At 51.6% G+C, this 17,149-nt stretch carries 19 protein-coding genes; 16 read left to right on the top strand and 3 right to left on the bottom strand.

Translation table 11 applies throughout. From position 1 onward, the window contains the following. Nucleotides 1-114 precede the first annotated feature (114 nt). The 7 genes from OGX92_RS18625 to OGX92_RS18595 all read left to right on the top strand — a co-directional run bounded on the left by OGX92_RS18625 (nt 115) and on the right by OGX92_RS18595 (nt 6,421). Nucleotides 115-2,073 carry an AAA family ATPase gene (locus OGX92_RS18625; RefSeq protein WP_286586928.1) on the top strand — a complete coding sequence of 653 codons (1,959 nt, stop codon included), beginning with the start codon at nt 115-117 and terminating at the stop codon, nt 2,071-2,073. Nucleotides 2,074-2,196: 123 nt separating this feature from the next. After that, nucleotides 2,197-2,775: a phage baseplate assembly protein V gene (locus OGX92_RS18620; protein WP_286586927.1), complete on the top strand. Its 579-nt coding sequence runs from the start codon at nt 2,197-2,199 to the stop codon at nt 2,773-2,775. Continuing rightward, a complete protein-coding gene (locus OGX92_RS18615; protein WP_234102556.1) occupies nt 2,772-3,131 on the top strand; it encodes a GPW/gp25 family protein in 360 nt (119 codons plus the stop codon). The genes OGX92_RS18620 and OGX92_RS18615 overlap by 4 nt, the downstream gene beginning before the upstream one ends. Further along, nucleotides 3,118-4,026, top strand: coding sequence for a baseplate assembly protein (locus OGX92_RS18610; RefSeq protein WP_286586926.1), 909 nt, complete (start codon nt 3,118-3,120; stop codon nt 4,024-4,026). The genes OGX92_RS18615 and OGX92_RS18610 overlap by 14 nt, the downstream gene beginning before the upstream one ends. Beyond that, nucleotides 4,019-4,624 carry a phage tail protein I gene (locus tag OGX92_RS18605; protein WP_286586925.1) on the top strand — a complete coding sequence of 202 codons (606 nt, stop codon included), beginning with the start codon at nt 4,019-4,021 and terminating at the stop codon, nt 4,622-4,624. Before OGX92_RS18610 ends, OGX92_RS18605 begins: the two co-directional genes overlap by 8 nt. Further along, a complete protein-coding gene (locus OGX92_RS18600) occupies nt 4,621-5,979 on the top strand; it encodes a phage tail protein (RefSeq protein ID WP_286586924.1) in 1,359 nt (452 codons plus the stop codon). The genes OGX92_RS18605 and OGX92_RS18600 overlap by 4 nt, the downstream gene beginning before the upstream one ends. A gap of 1 nt (nt 5,980) precedes the next feature. Then, nucleotides 5,981-6,421: a tail fiber assembly protein gene (locus tag OGX92_RS18595; RefSeq protein ID WP_286586923.1), complete on the top strand. Its 441-nt coding sequence runs from the start codon at nt 5,981-5,983 to the stop codon at nt 6,419-6,421. Here OGX92_RS18595 and OGX92_RS18590 read toward each other — a convergent pair. Continuing rightward, the gene (locus tag OGX92_RS18590; RefSeq protein ID WP_286586922.1) at nt 6,393-6,815 is read right to left on the bottom strand and encodes a tail fiber assembly protein; all 423 of its coding nucleotides are present in this window, start codon (nt 6,813-6,815) and stop codon (nt 6,393-6,395) included. The genes OGX92_RS18595 and OGX92_RS18590 overlap by 29 nt on opposite strands. Before the next feature lie 2 nt (nt 6,816-6,817). Then, nucleotides 6,818-7,198 (bottom strand): gp53-like domain-containing protein, encoded by a 381-nt coding sequence (locus tag OGX92_RS18585; RefSeq protein ID WP_286586921.1) that lies wholly within the window; start codon nt 7,196-7,198, stop codon nt 6,818-6,820. A 29-nt stretch (nt 7,199-7,227) separates the two neighbouring features. Here OGX92_RS18585 and OGX92_RS18580 point away from each other — a divergent pair, with 29 nt between their 5' ends. The 9 genes from OGX92_RS18580 to OGX92_RS18540 all read left to right on the top strand — a co-directional run bounded on the left by OGX92_RS18580 (nt 7,228) and on the right by OGX92_RS18540 (nt 14,977). Then, complete coding sequence (locus OGX92_RS18580; RefSeq protein WP_048233364.1) at nt 7,228-7,785, top strand: recombinase family protein; 558 nt, start codon at nt 7,228-7,230, stop codon at nt 7,783-7,785. A gap of 83 nt (nt 7,786-7,868) precedes the next feature. After that, nucleotides 7,869-9,041, top strand: coding sequence for a phage tail sheath protein (locus OGX92_RS18575; RefSeq protein WP_286586920.1), 1,173 nt, complete (start codon nt 7,869-7,871; stop codon nt 9,039-9,041). Between the two features lie 9 nt (nt 9,042-9,050). After that, on the top strand, nt 9,051-9,566 hold the full coding sequence (locus OGX92_RS18570; protein ID WP_286586919.1) for a phage major tail tube protein: 516 nt from the start codon (nt 9,051-9,053) through the stop codon (nt 9,564-9,566). A gap of 54 nt (nt 9,567-9,620) precedes the next feature. Further along, nucleotides 9,621-9,923 carry a phage tail assembly protein gene (locus OGX92_RS18565; protein ID WP_286586918.1) on the top strand — a complete coding sequence of 101 codons (303 nt, stop codon included), beginning with the start codon at nt 9,621-9,623 and terminating at the stop codon, nt 9,921-9,923. A gap of 14 nt (nt 9,924-9,937) precedes the next feature. Beyond that, nucleotides 9,938-10,057: a GpE family phage tail protein gene (locus tag OGX92_RS18560; protein WP_001397628.1), complete on the top strand. Its 120-nt coding sequence runs from the start codon at nt 9,938-9,940 to the stop codon at nt 10,055-10,057. Beyond that, the gene (locus OGX92_RS18555; protein ID WP_286586917.1) at nt 10,050-13,115 is read left to right on the top strand and encodes a phage tail tape measure protein; all 3,066 of its coding nucleotides are present in this window, start codon (nt 10,050-10,052) and stop codon (nt 13,113-13,115) included. Before OGX92_RS18560 ends, OGX92_RS18555 begins: the two co-directional genes overlap by 8 nt. After that, nucleotides 13,112-13,597: a phage tail protein gene (locus OGX92_RS18550; protein ID WP_000980407.1), complete on the top strand. Its 486-nt coding sequence runs from the start codon at nt 13,112-13,114 to the stop codon at nt 13,595-13,597. The genes OGX92_RS18555 and OGX92_RS18550 overlap by 4 nt, the downstream gene beginning before the upstream one ends. Further along, on the top strand, nt 13,594-14,694 hold the full coding sequence (locus OGX92_RS18545; protein ID WP_286586916.1) for a phage late control D family protein: 1,101 nt from the start codon (nt 13,594-13,596) through the stop codon (nt 14,692-14,694). The genes OGX92_RS18550 and OGX92_RS18545 overlap by 4 nt, the downstream gene beginning before the upstream one ends. A 67-nt stretch (nt 14,695-14,761) precedes the next feature. Next, nucleotides 14,762-14,977: an ogr/Delta-like zinc finger family protein gene (locus OGX92_RS18540; protein ID WP_058842448.1), complete on the top strand. Its 216-nt coding sequence runs from the start codon at nt 14,762-14,764 to the stop codon at nt 14,975-14,977. Between the two features lie 288 nt (nt 14,978-15,265). Here the strand turns inward: OGX92_RS18540 and OGX92_RS18535 are convergent, their stop codons facing one another. Further along, complete coding sequence (locus OGX92_RS18535; RefSeq protein WP_003831652.1) at nt 15,266-16,951, bottom strand: aspartate:alanine antiporter; 1,686 nt, start codon at nt 16,949-16,951, stop codon at nt 15,266-15,268. Nucleotides 16,952-17,149: the final 198 nt, after the last annotated feature.

The following is a 17,149-nucleotide window of genomic DNA, read 5'->3' as shown; positions in this document are numbered from 1 at the left end:
GATGTTGTTGTAATAACAAATTGGGCACTAACTCACAATTACAAGAAATATATCTTTTTAAAAAAAGGCTTGTGTTGTATTTTTGTGAAAATTTTGTTTTTTTTGGTGGTCATAATGATTGTCGGTATTTTTTTAAGGTACTATAAAACCTACAGTGGAACTCACTATATTCCTCTGTCGAGTGGTAGTCAGTTTTGCGGAATTGTAGGTAATAACGGAATAGGTAAAAGTTCGGTGCTTGAGGCTCTGGATTCATTTATTAATAACAAACCATGGAATATTAATACTTCATTTAAAAAAGCAGGGAGTTATAGACCTTCGCCTCACATAGTTCCCCTTTATCTCATAAAACGTGATGAGCTTCACAAGCAACATCATGATAAAGCTGTGATGTTAACTAAATTAGTTCTTGAGTATAATGCGGATAATCCTGATGTAGTAATAACACCTACAACAAGGAGTTTAGTTGCAACATTTTCAGAACATATAAAAAAACTACAAAGAAATTTAAATATTGATGAGTATTTTCTTATTCCACTTGGTGTGGAGAAGGATGGACTTCTTAGTCTTTCAGTTTTAAATGGAAAATCCTTATCTAAGATACTTGAACTTCCTGAAACTGAAAATAAAGTAGCTTACGAAGTCATTTCGGATAATTTTTATCATTTAATGTACCATGTTCGCTATAGATATGAATATATTTATATACCAAAAGATATCGACTCGGAGTCTTTTACGAAATTAGAAGCAAGTGAAATACAAAAGTTAATGGGGGAATCATTAGAGCAAGTAATAAAGGAACGGATTTCTAATAAAACTATCCATCAGATAAATTTAGGTTTGACTAGTTTTCTAAAAGATGTTGAGGATGAGCTTGAGGAATATAGCTATCGAACATCTGGAGAAAGACAATCTAGATTAAAAAGAAAGGATATATACAATCTAATAACTGAAGCATTTTTTAATGTTCGTAAGCTTAATAAAAAACAAAATGGTGAATGGATTGAAATTAATTCACTTAGTTCTGGTGAAAAACAAAGGGCAATAATGGATTTGGCCTATGGCTTTTTAACAAATCATAGAGAGAATGGTGATAATCTTATCATCGGAATTGATGAGCCTGAATGTTCTTTACATATGTCTGCATGCTTTGAGCAATTTGAGAAACTATATTCCATTAGCAATATCTGTGAGCAACTTATTTTTACATCGCACTGGTATGGTTATTTACCTACAGTAGAAAGTGGTTGCACTACGACCATAATAAAAAATGAGGGCGATCATCATTTTGAGCTTTATGATTTGGCGGGGTATAGAGAAGAAGTTAGGAGGAAGATTCGAACGTCATCCCCTGGTATGCCTTTTGATATAAAGATAAAAAGTGTTAATGACCTTATTCAGTCGATAATATCAAGTTGTTTAGCTGATAATAATTATAATTGGTTGATATGCGAAGGTTCTACGGAGAAAGTTTATCTTTCTATGTATCTGAATGATCTTATTGTCAATAATAGATTGAGAATAGTTCCTGTCGGTGGAGCTAGCGAAGTCAAGAAGATATTCAAACATTTGGAAGCTTCATATGAAGAATTTAAAAAGGATATGAAAGGTAAAATTTTCTTGTTGACCGATACTGATGCAGAGTTGGTAACCTATGACACTCCAAGTATGCAGCATATTGTGGTTAAGAGAATTGTAAATGATGGTAATCAGACTAGGTTGGTTGACATATCCTCAAATCCTGTTTCGCCTGCAACAGAAATTGAAGATTGCCTTAATCCCAAAGCGTTTATTGAAACATTAAAGATTTTTTCAAACGAGTATCAATCTATTATATCTTTAATTCCGAATGAAGAAGATGTTGTTGATGAGTCTACATCCTCATTTTATGCCATGGACTTAAGTCCAAGAAATAAAAAGGAGTTGGATTTGTTTTTTGATTCGGAAGGGGTTAAGTTCAAGTTTTCAAAACAATATGAATCTCTTTGTCGTGATGCTGAATATAAAAGGCCAGAGTGGATTTGTTTAGTTGAACAGTTTTTCCTTAGTAATAAAGCTGTAAAATTTAACTAATTATAAAGGCACATAGCAGAAATGCTGTGTGCACTTCCGAACCATCCTCTCATCATATTGTACCATTCATGACACAGGCATTAGCTATCGAGTCACCGATGCATAGTGTGTATATATATTTTCATGAATGCACAACTTACCGAAATCATGCGCCTTATCACCAATCTGATCCGCACCGGAACTGTGACCGAAGTGGATCGGAAGAAATGGCTGTGCCGGGTGAAAGTGGGTGAGCTTGAAACCAACTGGATTAACTGGCTGACGCTGCGCGCCGGTGGTACCCGTACATGGTGGTGTCCGTCGCCGGATGAGCAGGTGGTGGTGCTGAGTATGGGCGGCAATCTGGAAACCGCATTTGTGCTGCCTGCCATCTACTCCAATCAGTTTCCGCCGCCGTCGGATTCCGTGGACGGCTGCGTGACGGAGTACCCGGACGGGGGATGGTTTGAGTATGAACCCGCCACCGGACGATGGCATGTCAGGGGCATCAAATCCATGGTGATCGAAGCGGCGGACAATATCACCCTCAAAACCAGTGAGTTTGTGGTGGAGGCTGACGGAACGCGTATTAACAGCGAGGTGGTGATCAATGGCAGCGTCAGCCAGGGCGGCGGCGCAATGAGTTCTAACGGGATCGTAGTTGATGGCCATGAGCATACTGGTGTTCTGAAAGGCGGCGACAACACGGGGGGACCGGTATGACGTTGTATATCGGTATGAGCAGGAACGACGGGCAGGCCATTGCAGATACAGACCATCTGCGCCAGTCGGTGCGGGATATTCTGCTGACGCCGCAGGGCAGCCGTCTTGCCCGCCGGGAATATGGCTCCCTGCTGTCTGCCCTGATTGACCAGCCGCAGAACCCGGCGCTGCGCCTGCAGATTATGTCTGCGGTCTATGTGGCGCTGAACCGCTGGGAACCGCGCATTACGCTGGACTCCATCACTATCAACGGTAATTTTGACGGCTCTATGGCGGTTGAACTTACCGGACACGGCAATAACGGCGCACCGGTTTCCCTTTCCGTATCAACAGGAGCAGACAATGGCAGTCATTGACCTTTCCCGGCTACCGCCGCCGCAGATTGTGGACGTGCCGGACTTTGAGGCATTGCTGGCAGAACGCAAGGCCGCCTTTGTGGCTCTCCATCCGGCTGATGAACAGGAAGCCGTTATGCGCACGTTAGCGCTGGAGTCAGAACCCGTCACCAAACTGCTGCAGGAAAATACTTACCGAGAAATCCTGCTGCGCCAGCGTATTAATGAGGCTGCGCAGGCGGTCATGGTGGCCTATTCCATGGGAAATGACCTTGAACAACTGGCAGGTAACTGCAACGTGAAGCGCCTGACGGTAGTCCCTGCCGATAATGACGCGGTGCCGCCGCTCGCCGCAGTGATGGAAAGTGATGAAGCATTACGCCAGCGCATTCCTGCAGCATTTGAGGGGTTGTCCGTTGCAGGACCGACGGGAGCCTATGAGTTCCACGCCAGAAGTGCCGACGGGCGCGTGGCTGATGCCAGCGCAACCAGTCCTGCACCGGCTGAGGTGGTGCTTACCGTACTGAGCCGTGAGGGTGATGGTACGGCAGGGGCTGACCTGCTGGCAGTGGTTGAACAGGCGCTTAACAGTGAAAAGGTTCGCCCGGTGGCAGACCGCCTGACGGTGCGCAGCGCTGAAATTATTCCGTACAGCGTGGACGCAACGATCTTCCTGTATCCGGGGCCGGAGGCTGAGCCGGTGATGGCAGAAGCAAAAGCCAGTCTGCAGAAATACATCGCCAGTCAGACGCGGCTGGGACGTGATATCCGCCGCAGCGCCATTTATGCCGCGTTGCACGTGGAGGGCGTCCAGCGTGTGGAGCTGGCGTCCCCGCTGGATGATGTGGTGCTGGATAAGACGCAGGCAGCATCCTGTACCGAATGGAGCGTTACCAACGGGGGCACGGATGAATAGTCTGCTGCCGCCGGGTTCGTCGCCGCTTGAGCGTCGACTGGCGCAGACCTGCAGTGGGATTTCCGATCTGCAGGTATCGCTGCGTGATTTGTGGAACCCGGCAACCTGCCCGTTCAGATTCCTGCCTTATCTGGCCTGGGCGTTTTCTGTTGACCGCTGGGATGAGAGCTGGACAGAAAGCGTCAAGCGCCGCGTTGTGCAGGACGCTTTTTATATCCATCAGCACAAGGGGACAACCAGCGCCGTGCGGCGTGTGGTGGAGCCGTTTGGCTTCCTAATCCGTATCATTGAGTGGTGGCAGACCGGCGAAACGCCGGGGACGTTCCGTCTGGATATTGGCGTGCAGGACCAGGGCATAACAGAAGAAACCTATCTGGAGCTGGAGCGCCTGATCGGTGACGCCAAACCGTGCAGCCGTCATCTGGTTGGCATGTCCATCAACCTGCAGACAGGCGGCCCGTATTTTGTGGGCGCAGCCACCTACACCGGCGAAGAAATCACGATCTACCCGTACATCAACGAAACCATTATTTCCGGCGGTAACGCCTATGAGGGCGGAGCGGTCCATGTTATTGACACGATGAGAGTGAACCCATGAGCGCAAAATTTTACACCCTGCTGACGGATATCGGCGCGGCGAAACTGGCAAGCGCCGCCGCGCTCGGTGTCCCGTTGAAAATTACCCATATGGCAGTGGGTAGCGGTGGCGGTGTGCTGCCCACACCCAACGCGCAACAGACCGCATTAGTGGCTGAGGAGCGCCGCGCGGCGCTGAATATGCTGTATATCGACCCGCAGAACAGCAACCAGATTATTGCTGAGCAGGTGATCCCGGAAAATGAGGGCGGGTGGTGGATTCGTGAAGTCGGCCTGTTTGATGAAACCGGTGCACTGATTGCTGTGGGAAACTGCCCGGAGAGCTACAAGCCGAAGCTGGCGGAGGGGAGCGGACGCACGCAGACCGTGCGTATGGTTCTGATTACCAGCAGCACCGATAACATCACCCTGAAAATTGACCCTGCTGTGGTTCTGGCAACCCGCAAATATGTTGATGATAAGGCGCTGGAGCTTAAGGTGTACGTGGATGACCTGATGGCAAAGCATCTTGCTGCTGTTGATCCTCATTCGCAGTATGCACCAAAAGACAGTCCGACACTCACCGGCACGCCAAAAGCGCCGACGGCGGCGGCAGGCAATAATTCCATGCAGCTTGCAAACACGGCCTTTGTGCAGGCTGCTATTCTTGCCCTGATTGGTGGCGCACCGGCAACGCTGGATACGCTGAAAGAAATTGCAGCAGCTATCAATAATGACCCGAATTTCAGTACCACCATTAATAATGCGCTGGCACTGAAAGCACCGCTGGCAAGTCCGACCCTGACCGGAACGCCAACGGCTCCCACAGCTGTTCAGTCAACGAATAATACGCAGATTGCTACTACCGCGTTTGTGAAATCTGCCGTTGCGGGGCTGGTTGGTTCATCGCCGGAGGCGCTGGACACACTGAATGAACTGGCGGCGGCACTGGGGAATGATCCTAACTTTGCGACAACAATGATGAACGCGCTGGCGGGAAAACAGCCACTTGATGCCACGCTGACGAATCTCAGCGGGAAAAGCATTTCGGGGCTTCTCGAATACCTTGGTTTAAGGGCAAGCGGTCAGTACACCGATAACTTGTTATTTACAGGCCCTGATGGACTTAAGATTCAGGTGTTTCGCAGAACGCTCGCAAATCAGACTACTGTCGGCGTAGTAAATACAGTGCCAGTGACTTTCCCTGTCCCGTTCCCCGTTAATTGCTGGGGTGTTTTTTCTACCAAATTAACATGGGTTCAGATAGCCAACTCATGCGAGTGGGTAAGCAATACAGGTTTCACCGCTCAGGTCATGATGAATATTGCTGTAAATACAAACACCTCAGAAGCCATGTTTTTAGCTATAGGATATTAATATGAATCGTTTTGTATTCAGCCCATCAGAGTCCCGTTTTTATGCCATCGAATGGCGTGCTGATTATGTCGATAATAATTGTTGGCCGCATGATGCCATTAACGTTAGTGACAGCACTTATTATGAGTTTTCCGGCACTCCACCTACAGGTAAGCAACTTATAACTTTAAATAATATGCCATCATGGGGTGATATTCCTCCGCCTACACGAGAAGAATTAATTTCCGCTGCTGATATGGAGAAGCAAAAAAGAATAGATTTAGCCAATGATTACATGAACGTTAAGCAGTGGCCCGGTAAGGCAGCGATTGGCAGGCTGAAAGGAGAAGGGTTAACTCAATACAATCTGTGGCTGGATTATCTGGATGCACTGGAAGCGGTAGACACCTCCAGTGCTCCGGATATCGAATGGCCTACGCCTTCGGGGGAACAGGCCAGTTAACATGCTCAGGAGCGGTTGTCACATCAGCCGACTTAACTCCATTTTTATAGGCCAGCCACGCCGACAACTTAGCTCTGTTGGCGTCGCTGATTTCACCGAGCATCAGTTCTGTTCGCCAGTCCAGCATAACAGCGTCAGCATGGACCAGTAGTTTCTGGCGTTCTTGTTCGGCAGCAGCAATCAACTCTTCACGTGTCGCCGGTGGAATATCAATCCAGACTGGCATATTTTGGCTGGAATTTAGCTGTTTGCCTTCAGGCGGTGCAAAGTTATATTCATTTCTGACGCTATCAGAAACCTCTATAACATCAGATGGTAATGAACCATTGGTAAGGTATTCTTCTTTCATCTCGATGGGGTAAAAACCCAACGTGCTTGGCGAAAATAAATACATGGTTATTTTCCTATGGCAATAAAATATGAAGAATTCATTCCACCCATATTGTATTTAGCAAAAAATCGGGTCAGGTCATTTACGTCACGTTGTATCGATGGAAATTGTAGTGATGGTGATGCAGTTGTGGACATTAAAACGCCGGGCACAATAGCAATAACGCTACTCGGAAATGGTATAGGGAAATTGATATATAGCCCGTTAAAATCAAAAGATGCCTCGAAAGCCTGAATAACATATCCACTCGGCAACTTAAACCACCCACCACCAGACTGAAAACTACTCATATCAGGGATTTGGCTTGCACCTGTGCCAACATCCCGTTTCGCCGCTTCTCCCAATTGAACGTTTAAGAAAATGCTGTTTTCCCGTCTGGCTGGCATTATTTGGGCTTTTGCATAAGGGAAAACAAATGTTAGTCGGCTATGTGCGCGTATCAACAAGTGAGCAAAACACAGCGCTGCAGCGTGATGCACTGGAACGCTCAGGATGTGAGCTAATTTTTGAAGACAAAATGAGCGGAAAAACAGCAGACAGGCCAGGGCTAAAAAGATTGCTCAGGACGTTGTCAGAGGGAGACACGCTGGTTGTATGGAAGCTCGACAGGCTGGGAAGAAGCATGCGACACCTTGTTACCCTGATAGAAGAACTCCGGCAGCGCGGAGTTAATTTCCGTAGTCTGACTGACAGCATAGACACCAGTACGCCAATGGGGCGGTTTTTCTTTCACGTTATGGGGGCACTGGCGGAGATGGAACGCGAGCTGATAGTGGAACGAACCCGTGCGGGACTGGAAGCGGCAAGAGCTAAAGGCAGGATTGGAGGGCGAAGACCAAAACTGACGCCAGAGCAATGGGCACAGGCTGGCAGGTTACTTGCTGCAGGTGAAACACGGCAGCGGGTTGCTTTAATTTTTGATGTGGGGATCTCGACGTTATACCGCAAATATCCTGCGACATTGTGTGATTAACAGGACAACGCCGCGCAGCTGTCTGCGTGACGTAATCAATACAACATAGGGTGAAGCCTATTCCAATCAGGAGGTTCGCCGCTATGGCTCAGGATTACCACCACGGGGTGCGCGTTGTTGAAGTCAACGAGGGCACCCGATCTATCACCACGGTGAGCACCGCTATCGTGGGCATGGTCTGCACCGGCGATGATGCTGATGCGTCCGTATTCCCTCTCAATAAGCCGGTTCTGCTGACGGATGTGCTGGAGGCCAGCGGTAAAGCAGGCGAGTCCGGCACGCTGGCCCGTTCGCTGGATGCGATTGCCGACCAGTCAAAGCCCGTGACGGTTGTTGTGCGCGTGGCGCAGGGCGAAACCGAAGCGGAAACTACCTCCAATATTATTGGTGGCGTCACGTCCGACGGTAAAAAAACGGGGATGAAAGCGCTGCTTTCTGCGCAGTCGCAGCTGAAAGTTAAGCCGCGCATTCTCGGTGTGCCGGGGCATGACACGCAGGCGGTAGCCACTGAGCTGATGAGTATTGCGCAGAGCCTGCGCGGGTTTGCCTACCTGTCTGCCTATGGCTGCAAGACGGTGGAGGAAGCAATTGCTTACCGGGACAATTTCAGCCAGCGAGAAGGGATGCTGATCTGGCCTGATTTCATCAACTTTGACACCGTTCTTAAAGCCGATGCGACGGCTTACGCCTCCGCACGTGCGCTCGGTCTGCGTGCCAAAATCGACGAACAGACCGGATGGCACAAAACCCTGTCCAACGTGGGTGTGAATGGCGTCACCGGTCTTTCCGCTGATGTGTTCTGGGATCTGCAGGACCCGGCAACGGACGCGGGACTGCTGAGCCAGAATGACGTCACCACGTTGATCTGCAAAGACGGCTTCCGCTTCTGGGGTTCCCGCTGCCTCAGTGACGATCCATTGTTTGCGTTTGAGAACTACACCCGCACGGCGCAGGTGCTGGCTGACACGATTGCAGAGGGGCATATGTGGGCGGTGGATAAGCCACTGAATCCGTCACTGGCCCGCGACATTATCGAAGGTATTCGCGCCAAATTACGCAGCCTGGTAAATCAGGGATACCTCATCGGGGCTGACTGCTGGCTGGATGAGTCAGTGAACGATAAAGACTCTCTGAAAGCCGGGAAGCTCACCATCGACTACGACTACACGCCTGTGCCGCCGCTTGAAAATCTGATGCTGCGTCAGCGCATCACCGATCGCTACCTGGTCGATTTTGCCAGCCGTGTCAGTGCATAAGGGGGATACATGGCATTACCACGCAAGTTAAAACACCTGAACCTGTTCAACGACGGGAACAACTGGCAGGGGATCGTTGAGTCCCTGACTCTGCCGAAATTCACCCGCAAGTTTGAGAAGTATCGCGGCGGCGGTATGCCGGGCGCGGTGGATGTGGATATGGGGCTGGATGACGGCGCACTGGACACGGAATTTTCAATCGGCGGCACCGAACTGTTGTTATTCAAGCAGATGGGCAAGGCAACCGTTGATGGCATCCAGCTGCGTTTCACCGGCTCTGTTCAGCGTGACGATACCGGCGAAGTTCAGGCCATTGAGCTGGTTGTGCGCGGGCGTCATAAAGAAGTGGATTCCGGCGAGTGGAAAACCGGCGAGAGCAGCACCACCAAAGTCAGCAGCACCAACAGCTACGCGAAGCTGACCATTAACGGCGAAGTGCTCTATGAGGTTGATCTGGTCAACATGATTGAAATCGTTGACGGCGTGGACCTGATGGAAGCACACCGTAACGCCCTTGGCCTCTGATTTAACTTAACGGCGCGGTGATCCGCGCCAGTATCTGATTAACAGGAAACGAACATGAGCCACAAGCTGACTGAAAAAACCGTACAACTGGATACGCCAATCATGCGCGGTAAAACCCAAATCACCGAAATTGTGCTGCGTAAGCCGCAGTCCGGTGCGCTGCGCGGCACCCGCCTGCAGGCCATTATGGATATGGACGTGGGGGCCATGATGACAGTGATCCCGCGTATTTCCACCCCGACGCTGACCGCACAGGAAATGGCTGAACTGGACCCCGCCGATCTCACCGCGCTGTCGGTCGAGGTGGTGACTTTTTTGTTGAAGAAGTCGGTGCTTGCCGGTTTACCGACAGCCTGACGATTGATGACCTGGTGGCGGATATCGCCACCATCTTTCACTGGTCGCCGTCCATCACTGACGTTATGCCGCTGACAGAGGTGCTGGAGTGGCGGCACAAAGCGATTCAGAGAAGCGGGGCCAGCGATGAGTGACAATAACCTGCGTCTGCAGGTGATTCTGAATGCGGTTGACAAGCTCACCCGCCCATTTCGATCCGCGCAGGCCAGCTCAAAAGAGCTGGCTGCCGCTATTCAGCAAAGCCTCGCCCGGCTGAAAGAGTTAGATTCTCAGGCGGGCAGAATTGATGGCTTCCGTAAGGCCAGCGCGCAGCTGGCAGTCACAGGTAACAGCCTTAAAGCTGCCCGCGAAGAAGCGGCAAAACTCGCCACGCAGTTTACTGCGACCAACCGCCCGACGGCAGCACAGGCCAGACTGCTTGAGCAGGCTAAAAATCGCGTCACCGATTTACAGGGAAAATATAACGGGCTGCGTCAGTCAGTGCAGCGTCAGCGCCTTGCGCTGAATGAGGCAGGGCTTGATACAAAGAAACTGAGCAGCGCACAGCGTGAGCTACGGCAGAACGCCGATGAAACCAGACTGGCACTGGAGCGACAGCAAAAATCCCTGAAACGCCTGGGTGAACAGCAGGCGAGAATGAATGCGGTTCGTGATCAGTATTCGCGCCGTCTTGAGGTTCGGGATCGCATAGCCGGAGCCGGAGCCACCACCACAGCTGCCGGGCTGGCAATGGGTGCGCCGGTTATGGCTGCAGTGAAAAGCTACGCCAGCATGGAAGATGCCATGAAAGGCGTGGCAAAGCAGGTAAACGGGCTGCGGGACGATAACGGCAACCGTACAAAACAGTTTTATGACATGCAGGATGCCATTAAGGCTGCCAGTGAGCAGCTGCCGATGGAGAATGGCGCTATAGACTATGCCGCGCTGGTTGAAGGCGGCGCGCGCATGGGCGTGACTGACCAGGACGATCCCTTTGAGGACCAGAAACGTGACCTGCTGGCCTTTGCATCCACGGCGGTAAAAGCTGCAACGGCCTTTGAGCTGCCCGCCGATGAGCTGGCGGAAGGATTGGGGAAAATCGCGCAGCTCTATAAAGTTCCGACGCGCAATATTGAACAACTGGGCGATGCGCTGAACTACCTGGACGATAACGCCATGTCAAAGGGTGGGGACATTATCAACGTCCTGCAGCGTATGGGGGGCGTGGCTGACCGCCTTGACTTCCGAAAGGCTGCTGCGCTGGGTTCAACATTCCTTTCTCTTGGGGCTGCCCCGGAAATTGCCGCAAGCGCCTCTAATGCCATGGTGCGTGAACTGTCCATTGCCACCATGCAAAGTAAGCGCTTCTTTGAAGGTATGAACCTGCTGAAACTCAATCCTGCGGAGATTGAAAAGCAGATGACTACCGATGCCATGGGCACCATTCAGCGGGTTCTGGAGAAGGTCAACAATCTGCCGCAGGATAAACGCCTGTCAGCCATGACAATGATTTTTGGTAAAGAGTTTGGCGATGATGCGGCAAAGCTGGCTAACAACCTGCCGGAGCTGCAGCGTCAGCTGAAACTCACATCAGGCAGTGGTGCTAATGGCTCGATGCAGAAAGAATCCGACATTAACAAGGATTCATTGTCTGCGCAGTGGTTGCTGGTTAAGACTGGCGCGCAGAACGCTTTCAGCAGTCTGGGGGAAACGTTGCGCCAGCCGCTGATGGATATTATGGGCATGGTTAAGGGCGTGACCGGGGCGCTGCGTCGCTGGGTGGAGCAGAATCCCGTGCTGGCTGGCACGCTGATGAAAGTGGCGGCGGCTACGGCGGCTGTCACTGTCGGGCTGGGTACACTTGCCGTGGCAGTGGCTGCTGTGCTGGGGCCGATTGCGGTGATTCGGTTTGGCCTGTCTGTGCTGGGTGTAAAAACATTACCTTCCGTTGCTGCAGCGGTAACACGTACTGGCGGTGCCCTGTCATGGCTGGCAGGTGCGCCACTTTCCCTGTTGCGTCGGGGTATGGCGTCACCCGGTGGCAGTGTCGGGTTGCTGAGTGCCACGCTTAATTCCCTGCATCGCTCAGCCGGAATAGCGGGTAATGCACTGAAAACGGTGGCAGGTGCGCCGCTTGCCGTGTTCCGTGCCGGTATGTCAGGCATTCGTAATATTATCGGTATGGTGATGAACCCGCTGGCGGCGTTGCGGGGTGGGCTGACAGCTACCGGTGGCGTATTGCGTTTTCTTGTTTCTGGTCCGCTGGCATTACTTCGCGGCGCGCTGTTTGGTATTTCCGGCCTGCTGGGTGCGCTGCTCAGTCCGATAGGGCTGGTTGTGGCTGCGCTGGCTGGTGTGGCGCTGGTTGTGTGGAAATACTGGCAGCCCATCAGTGCATTTCTGGGGGGCGTGGTGGAAGGGTTCAAAGCCGCTGCAGCGCCCATCAGCGCCGCCTTTGAGCCGCTCAGACCCGTGTTTCAGTGGATTGGTGACAGGGTGCAGGCCTTGTGGGGCTGGTTCAGTGATTTGCTGACCCCGGTTAAATCCACTTCCGAAGAACTGAACAGCGCAGCTGCAATGGGGCGCCGGTTTGGTGAGGCGCTGGCGGAAGGTCTGAATAGGGTGATGCACCCGCTGGAGTCTCTTAAATCCGGTGTGTCATGGCTGCTGGAAAAGCTCGGTATTGTCAGTAAGGAGGCGGCAAAGGCGAAACTGCCTGCGCAGGTCACGCAGCAGCAATCCGCCACGGTGAACAGTGACGGCAAAGTGGTGCTGCCGCCAGGCGGGTTTCCGGCTTACGCAGGGATGTACGACACGGGCGGGATCATTCCACGCGGGCAGTTTGGCATTGTTGGAGAAAATGGCCCTGAAATTGTGAACGGACCGGCAAATGTCACCAGCAGGCGGCGTACTGCTGCGCTTGCCTCTGTCGTTGCTGGCGTGATGGGGGTAGCTGCGACACCTGCAGAAGCGGCCCCGCTTCATCCGTTCAGTCTGCCTGCGAGGGCATACCAGACGCAGCCAGTGAAGGCTGACAGCCCGCCGTCAGTTATTCGTTATGAGATAAATGCGCCCATTCATATCGTCGCGCAGCCGGGACAGAGTGCGCAGGATATTGCCCGTGAAGTGGCACGCCAGCTTGACGAGCGGGAACGCAGGGCCAGGGCAAAAGCACGCAGCAATTTCAGCGATCAGGGGGGGTATGAATCATGATGATGGTGCTGGGTTTATATGTATTTATGTTGCGCACTGTCCCTTATCAGGAGTTGCAGTATCAGCGCAGCTGGCGACATGCCGCCAACAGCCGGGTGAACCGCCGCCCGTCAACGCAGTTTCTTGGCCCGGATAATGATTCACTGACACTGTCCGGGGTTCTGCTGCCGGAAGTGACCGGAGGCAGGCTGTCATTGCTGGCGCTGGAGTTGATGGCAGAGCAGGGCAAAGCGTGGCCTTTGATTGAAGGCAGCGGAACCATTTACGGCATGTTTGTTATTGAAAGTCTGAGCCAGACAAAGACGGAGTTTTTTGCAAGCGGCATGCCCAGGCGCATTGAGTTTACGATCACCCTCAAACGGGTTGATGAATCGCTGTCTGACATGTTCGGGAGCCTGAGTGACCAGCTCAGCAACCTGCAGGACTCTGCTGCCTCTGCGATTGGGGGGATTAAGAACACGGTAGGAGGATTGCTGCAGTGAACGTTAATTCTGATCTTCTGAATCTGAACAGCAAAAGCCCGGCTTTCAGTATCGTCATTGAAGGTAAGGACGTGACGACCGTGCTGGATACCCGCCTGATGAGTCTGACGCTGACGGATAACCGGGGCTTTGAAGCGGACCAGCTTGATCTGGAGCTGGACGACGCCGACGGGCTGATCGCCCTGCCGCGACGTGGGGCAGTGATTCAGCTGGCACTGGGCTGGAAAGGCCTGCCGCTTTTCCCTAAAGGGGCTTTTACTGTGGATGAAATTGAACACAGCGGTGCCCCTGACCGGCTGACCATCCGGGCGCGTAGCGCAGATTTCCGTGAAACTCTCAATACACGGCGCGAAAAATCATGGCATCAGACAACGGTGGGGGAGGTGGTAAAGGAAATCGCCGCCCGGCATAACCTCAAAATGGCGCTGGGTAATGACCTGACGGATAAGGCGCTGGATCATCTGGACCAGACCAATGAAAGTGATGCAAGTTTTCTGATGAAACTGGCGAGACAGTATGGGGCGATTGCTTCCGTTAAGGACGGGAACCTGCTGTTTATCCGCCAGGGGCAGGGAAGAACGGCAAGCGGCAAGCCGCTGCCGGTTATCACTATCACGCGCAAAGCCGGTGACGGTCATCGGTTCACCCTTGCTGATCGTGGTGCCTATACCGGTGTTATTGCCAGCTGGTTGCATACGCGTGAACCCAGGAGAAAAGAGACAACCAGTGTTAAGCGTCGTCGAAAGAAAACCACCACACCCAAAGAGCCGGAAGCAAAACAGGGAGATTATCTGGTGGGAACGGATGAAAACGTGCTGGTTCTTAATCGTACCTACGCCAACCGGAGCAATGCAGAACGCGCAGCAAAAATGCAGTGGGAACGTCTGCAGCGTGGGGTTGCTTCATTTTCCCTGCAGCTCGCTGAGGGGCGGGCTGATCTCTATACGGAAATGCCGGTGAAGGTGACGGGCTTTAAGCAGCCGATCGATGATGCAGAATGGACCATTACCACCCTGACGCATTCTGTCAGCCCGGATAATGGATTTACGACCAGCATAGAGCTTGAAGTGAAAATAGATGAGTTCGCAATGGAATGATTAGTTCCAAATTGCGAACAATGATGTATCATTATTGTGAACTGGTTAATAATGAGGGCTGATTATTATGATGAATTGTCCTATGTGCGGGCAGGCGGCACATACCCGAAGCAGCTTCCAGGTTTCCAACGAAACCAAAGAACGCTACAACCAGTGCACTAACATTGAGTGCGGGCATACCTTCGTGACGCATGAGACTTTTGTGCGATCAGTATGCCGGCCGCAAAAAATCAGCGCAGCACCGCCTCATCCAAAGGGTATGCAGGAACAATTTGCTTACTGATACTGAGCCGCCGCTGGCGGGTTTTTTACGTCTGGTGCCACCATAACAAAAGCGCTGTCGCCACTTTGTCGCCACACATGTAGAAGAAGTTATCTAAGTGGTTGATTGGAATGGATAAGAATTTCAGGCAACAAAAAACCCATCAACCTTGAACCAAAACGGCGGGGTTGATGGGCTCCACAAATTGGGGACATCAAAGAAAAGCAGTGGCAATAGTTATGACTGACGCCTTGAAGAAAAGTTCTGCTTACCTGCAAAAAATTTTTCAATTAAGGGAAAATTTCAGTGCTAACCAAGACCAGGCCATACGATGACGATGAGTGTCCCCGCTAATGTCAGCAGAACGTTGGCAATCGCGTAGGTCCCTGCATAACCTAACGCAGGGATGTTGCTGCGTGCGGTGTCGCTGATGATTTCCATTGCCGGAGCACAGGTACGTGCGCCCATCATGGCACCAAACAGCAGGGCGCGGTTCATGCGTAATACGTAAGCACCAAACAAGAAACAGATGACAACTGGAACCAGGCTGACCACCAGGCCGGCAATCAACATTTGACCACCGACGGCACCCAGGCCATTACCAATGCCACTGCCTGCGCTTAAACCGACGCCTGCCATGAATACCATCAGGCCAAACTCTTTCACCATATTCAGCGCACCCTGTGGGATATAGCCAAATGTGGGGTGGTTGGCTCGCAGGAAGCCCAGCATGATCCCAGCGAACAGCAGTCCAGCCGCATTCCCGATGCCGAAGCTGAAATTACTGAACTGGAATGTGATCATCCCGATCATCAGACCGATGATAAAGAAGGCGCAGAAGGCAAGCAGATCGGTCACCTGACTGTGAATTGAAATGAAGCCGATACGGTCGGCAATGGTTTTCACGCGACGAGCATCACCGCTGACCTGCAACACGTCGCCTTTATTGAGCACGACGTTGTCATCGATAGGCATTTCAATCTGGCTGCGGATCACGCGGTTCAGGAAACAACCGTGGTCGGTCAGTTTCAACTGGGCCAGGCGACGACCAACGGCATTGTGGTTTTTTACCACAATTTCTTCAGTGACGATGCGCATATCGAGCAGATCGCGATCGAACACCTCTTTACCGTTACGGAAGCTGGGATCGAGGCGAGCATGGGCGTCCGGATAACCCACCAGGGCTATCTCATCGCCCATTTGCAATACCGCGTCGCCATCCGGGTTGGCCAGAATGCCGTTGCGACGGATGCGTTCAATGTAACAACCGGTCTGGCGATAAATACCCAGTTCGCGCAGATTTTTACCATCGGCCCATGCCACCAGCTCAGGGCCAACGCGATAGGCGCGGATCACCGGGAGGTACACTTTACGATTAGCGTCGGTATCCAGACCTCGTTCACGCGCGATTTGTTGGGCGCTGGTTTGCAGGTCCTGATGCTGCAGTTTCGGCAAATAGCGCGCTCCAACAATCAGGCTGACCAGACCAATCAAATAGGTGAGGGCGTAACCCAGGCTCAGGTTATCGAGAGCGCTTGAAAGTTGTGTCCCTGTCATTCCTGAATGGCGCAAGGTATCACCCGCGCCGACCAGTACCGGCGTTGAGGTCATCGAGCCAGCCAGCATGCCCGCCGTCAGGCCGATATCCCAGCCAAATAGCTTACCCAGCCCCAGCGCGATCAGCATTGCGCTACCGACCATCACCAGGGCAAGCATTAGATAATTTTTCCCATCGCGAAAAAAAATCGAAAAAAAGTTGGGACCGGCTTCGACGCCGACGCAAAAAATAAACAGCATAAAGCCGAGATTTAATGCATCGGTGTTAATACTAAAGTGCTGCTGACCTAATAATAGGGAGACCACTAAAACGCCAATGGAATTACCGAGTTGGACTGAACCCAGACGTAATTTGCCCAGACACAGGCCCAGAGCCAGGACCACAAATAATAACAGGATGTAATTCCCATTTAACAAATCTGCGACGTTTATATTCACGGAGACTAACTTCTTGTTTACTAGTAAGCTATTGAAAGAAATGGCAATTTACGCTAATGTTTTTGCCAGAAATTAAGGGGCGATAGCATCGTACACAGCCCCGAATAATGCAGCATAACAATATATGCGGTTAGTTTAATCTCATTACGTATCAACGGCTATAAGAATCGTGTGGGTGTGTTTTTGGCATGGAATGCC

The sequence above is a fragment of the Citrobacter sp. Cpo089 genome (assembly GCF_030332695.1).
Taxonomy (GTDB): Bacteria; Pseudomonadota; Gammaproteobacteria; order Enterobacterales; family Enterobacteriaceae; genus Citrobacter; species Citrobacter portucalensis.
The sequence above is the reverse complement of the archived record's forward strand: the minus strand, read 5'-3'. Positions and strand labels throughout refer to the sequence as shown.

Coding starts and splice junctions, on each gene's coding strand:
- OGX92_RS18625 (WP_286586928.1), top strand. CDS start 115: ATGATTGTCGGTATTTTTTTAAGGTACTATAAAACCTACAGTGGAACT.
- OGX92_RS18620 (WP_286586927.1), top strand. CDS start 2,197: ATGAATGCACAACTTACCGAAATCATGCGCCTTATCACCAATCTGATC.
- OGX92_RS18615 (WP_234102556.1), top strand. CDS start 2,772: ATGACGTTGTATATCGGTATGAGCAGGAACGACGGGCAGGCCATTGCA.
- OGX92_RS18610 (WP_286586926.1), top strand. CDS start 3,118: ATGGCAGTCATTGACCTTTCCCGGCTACCGCCGCCGCAGATTGTGGAC.
- OGX92_RS18605 (WP_286586925.1), top strand. CDS start 4,019: ATGAATAGTCTGCTGCCGCCGGGTTCGTCGCCGCTTGAGCGTCGACTG.
- OGX92_RS18600 (WP_286586924.1), top strand. CDS start 4,621: ATGAGCGCAAAATTTTACACCCTGCTGACGGATATCGGCGCGGCGAAA.
- OGX92_RS18595 (WP_286586923.1), top strand. CDS start 5,981: ATGAATCGTTTTGTATTCAGCCCATCAGAGTCCCGTTTTTATGCCATC.
- OGX92_RS18590 (WP_286586922.1), bottom strand. CDS start 6,815: ATGTATTTATTTTCGCCAAGCACGTTGGGTTTTTACCCCATCGAGATG.
- OGX92_RS18585 (WP_286586921.1), bottom strand. CDS start 7,198: ATGCCAGCCAGACGGGAAAACAGCATTTTCTTAAACGTTCAATTGGGA.
- OGX92_RS18580 (WP_048233364.1), top strand. CDS start 7,228: ATGTTAGTCGGCTATGTGCGCGTATCAACAAGTGAGCAAAACACAGCG.
- OGX92_RS18575 (WP_286586920.1), top strand. CDS start 7,869: ATGGCTCAGGATTACCACCACGGGGTGCGCGTTGTTGAAGTCAACGAG.
- OGX92_RS18570 (WP_286586919.1), top strand. CDS start 9,051: ATGGCATTACCACGCAAGTTAAAACACCTGAACCTGTTCAACGACGGG.
- OGX92_RS18565 (WP_286586918.1), top strand. CDS start 9,621: ATGAGCCACAAGCTGACTGAAAAAACCGTACAACTGGATACGCCAATC.
- OGX92_RS18555 (WP_286586917.1), top strand. CDS start 10,050: ATGAGTGACAATAACCTGCGTCTGCAGGTGATTCTGAATGCGGTTGAC.
- OGX92_RS18550 (WP_000980407.1), top strand. CDS start 13,112: ATGATGATGGTGCTGGGTTTATATGTATTTATGTTGCGCACTGTCCCT.
- OGX92_RS18540 (WP_058842448.1), top strand. CDS start 14,762: ATGATGAATTGTCCTATGTGCGGGCAGGCGGCACATACCCGAAGCAGC.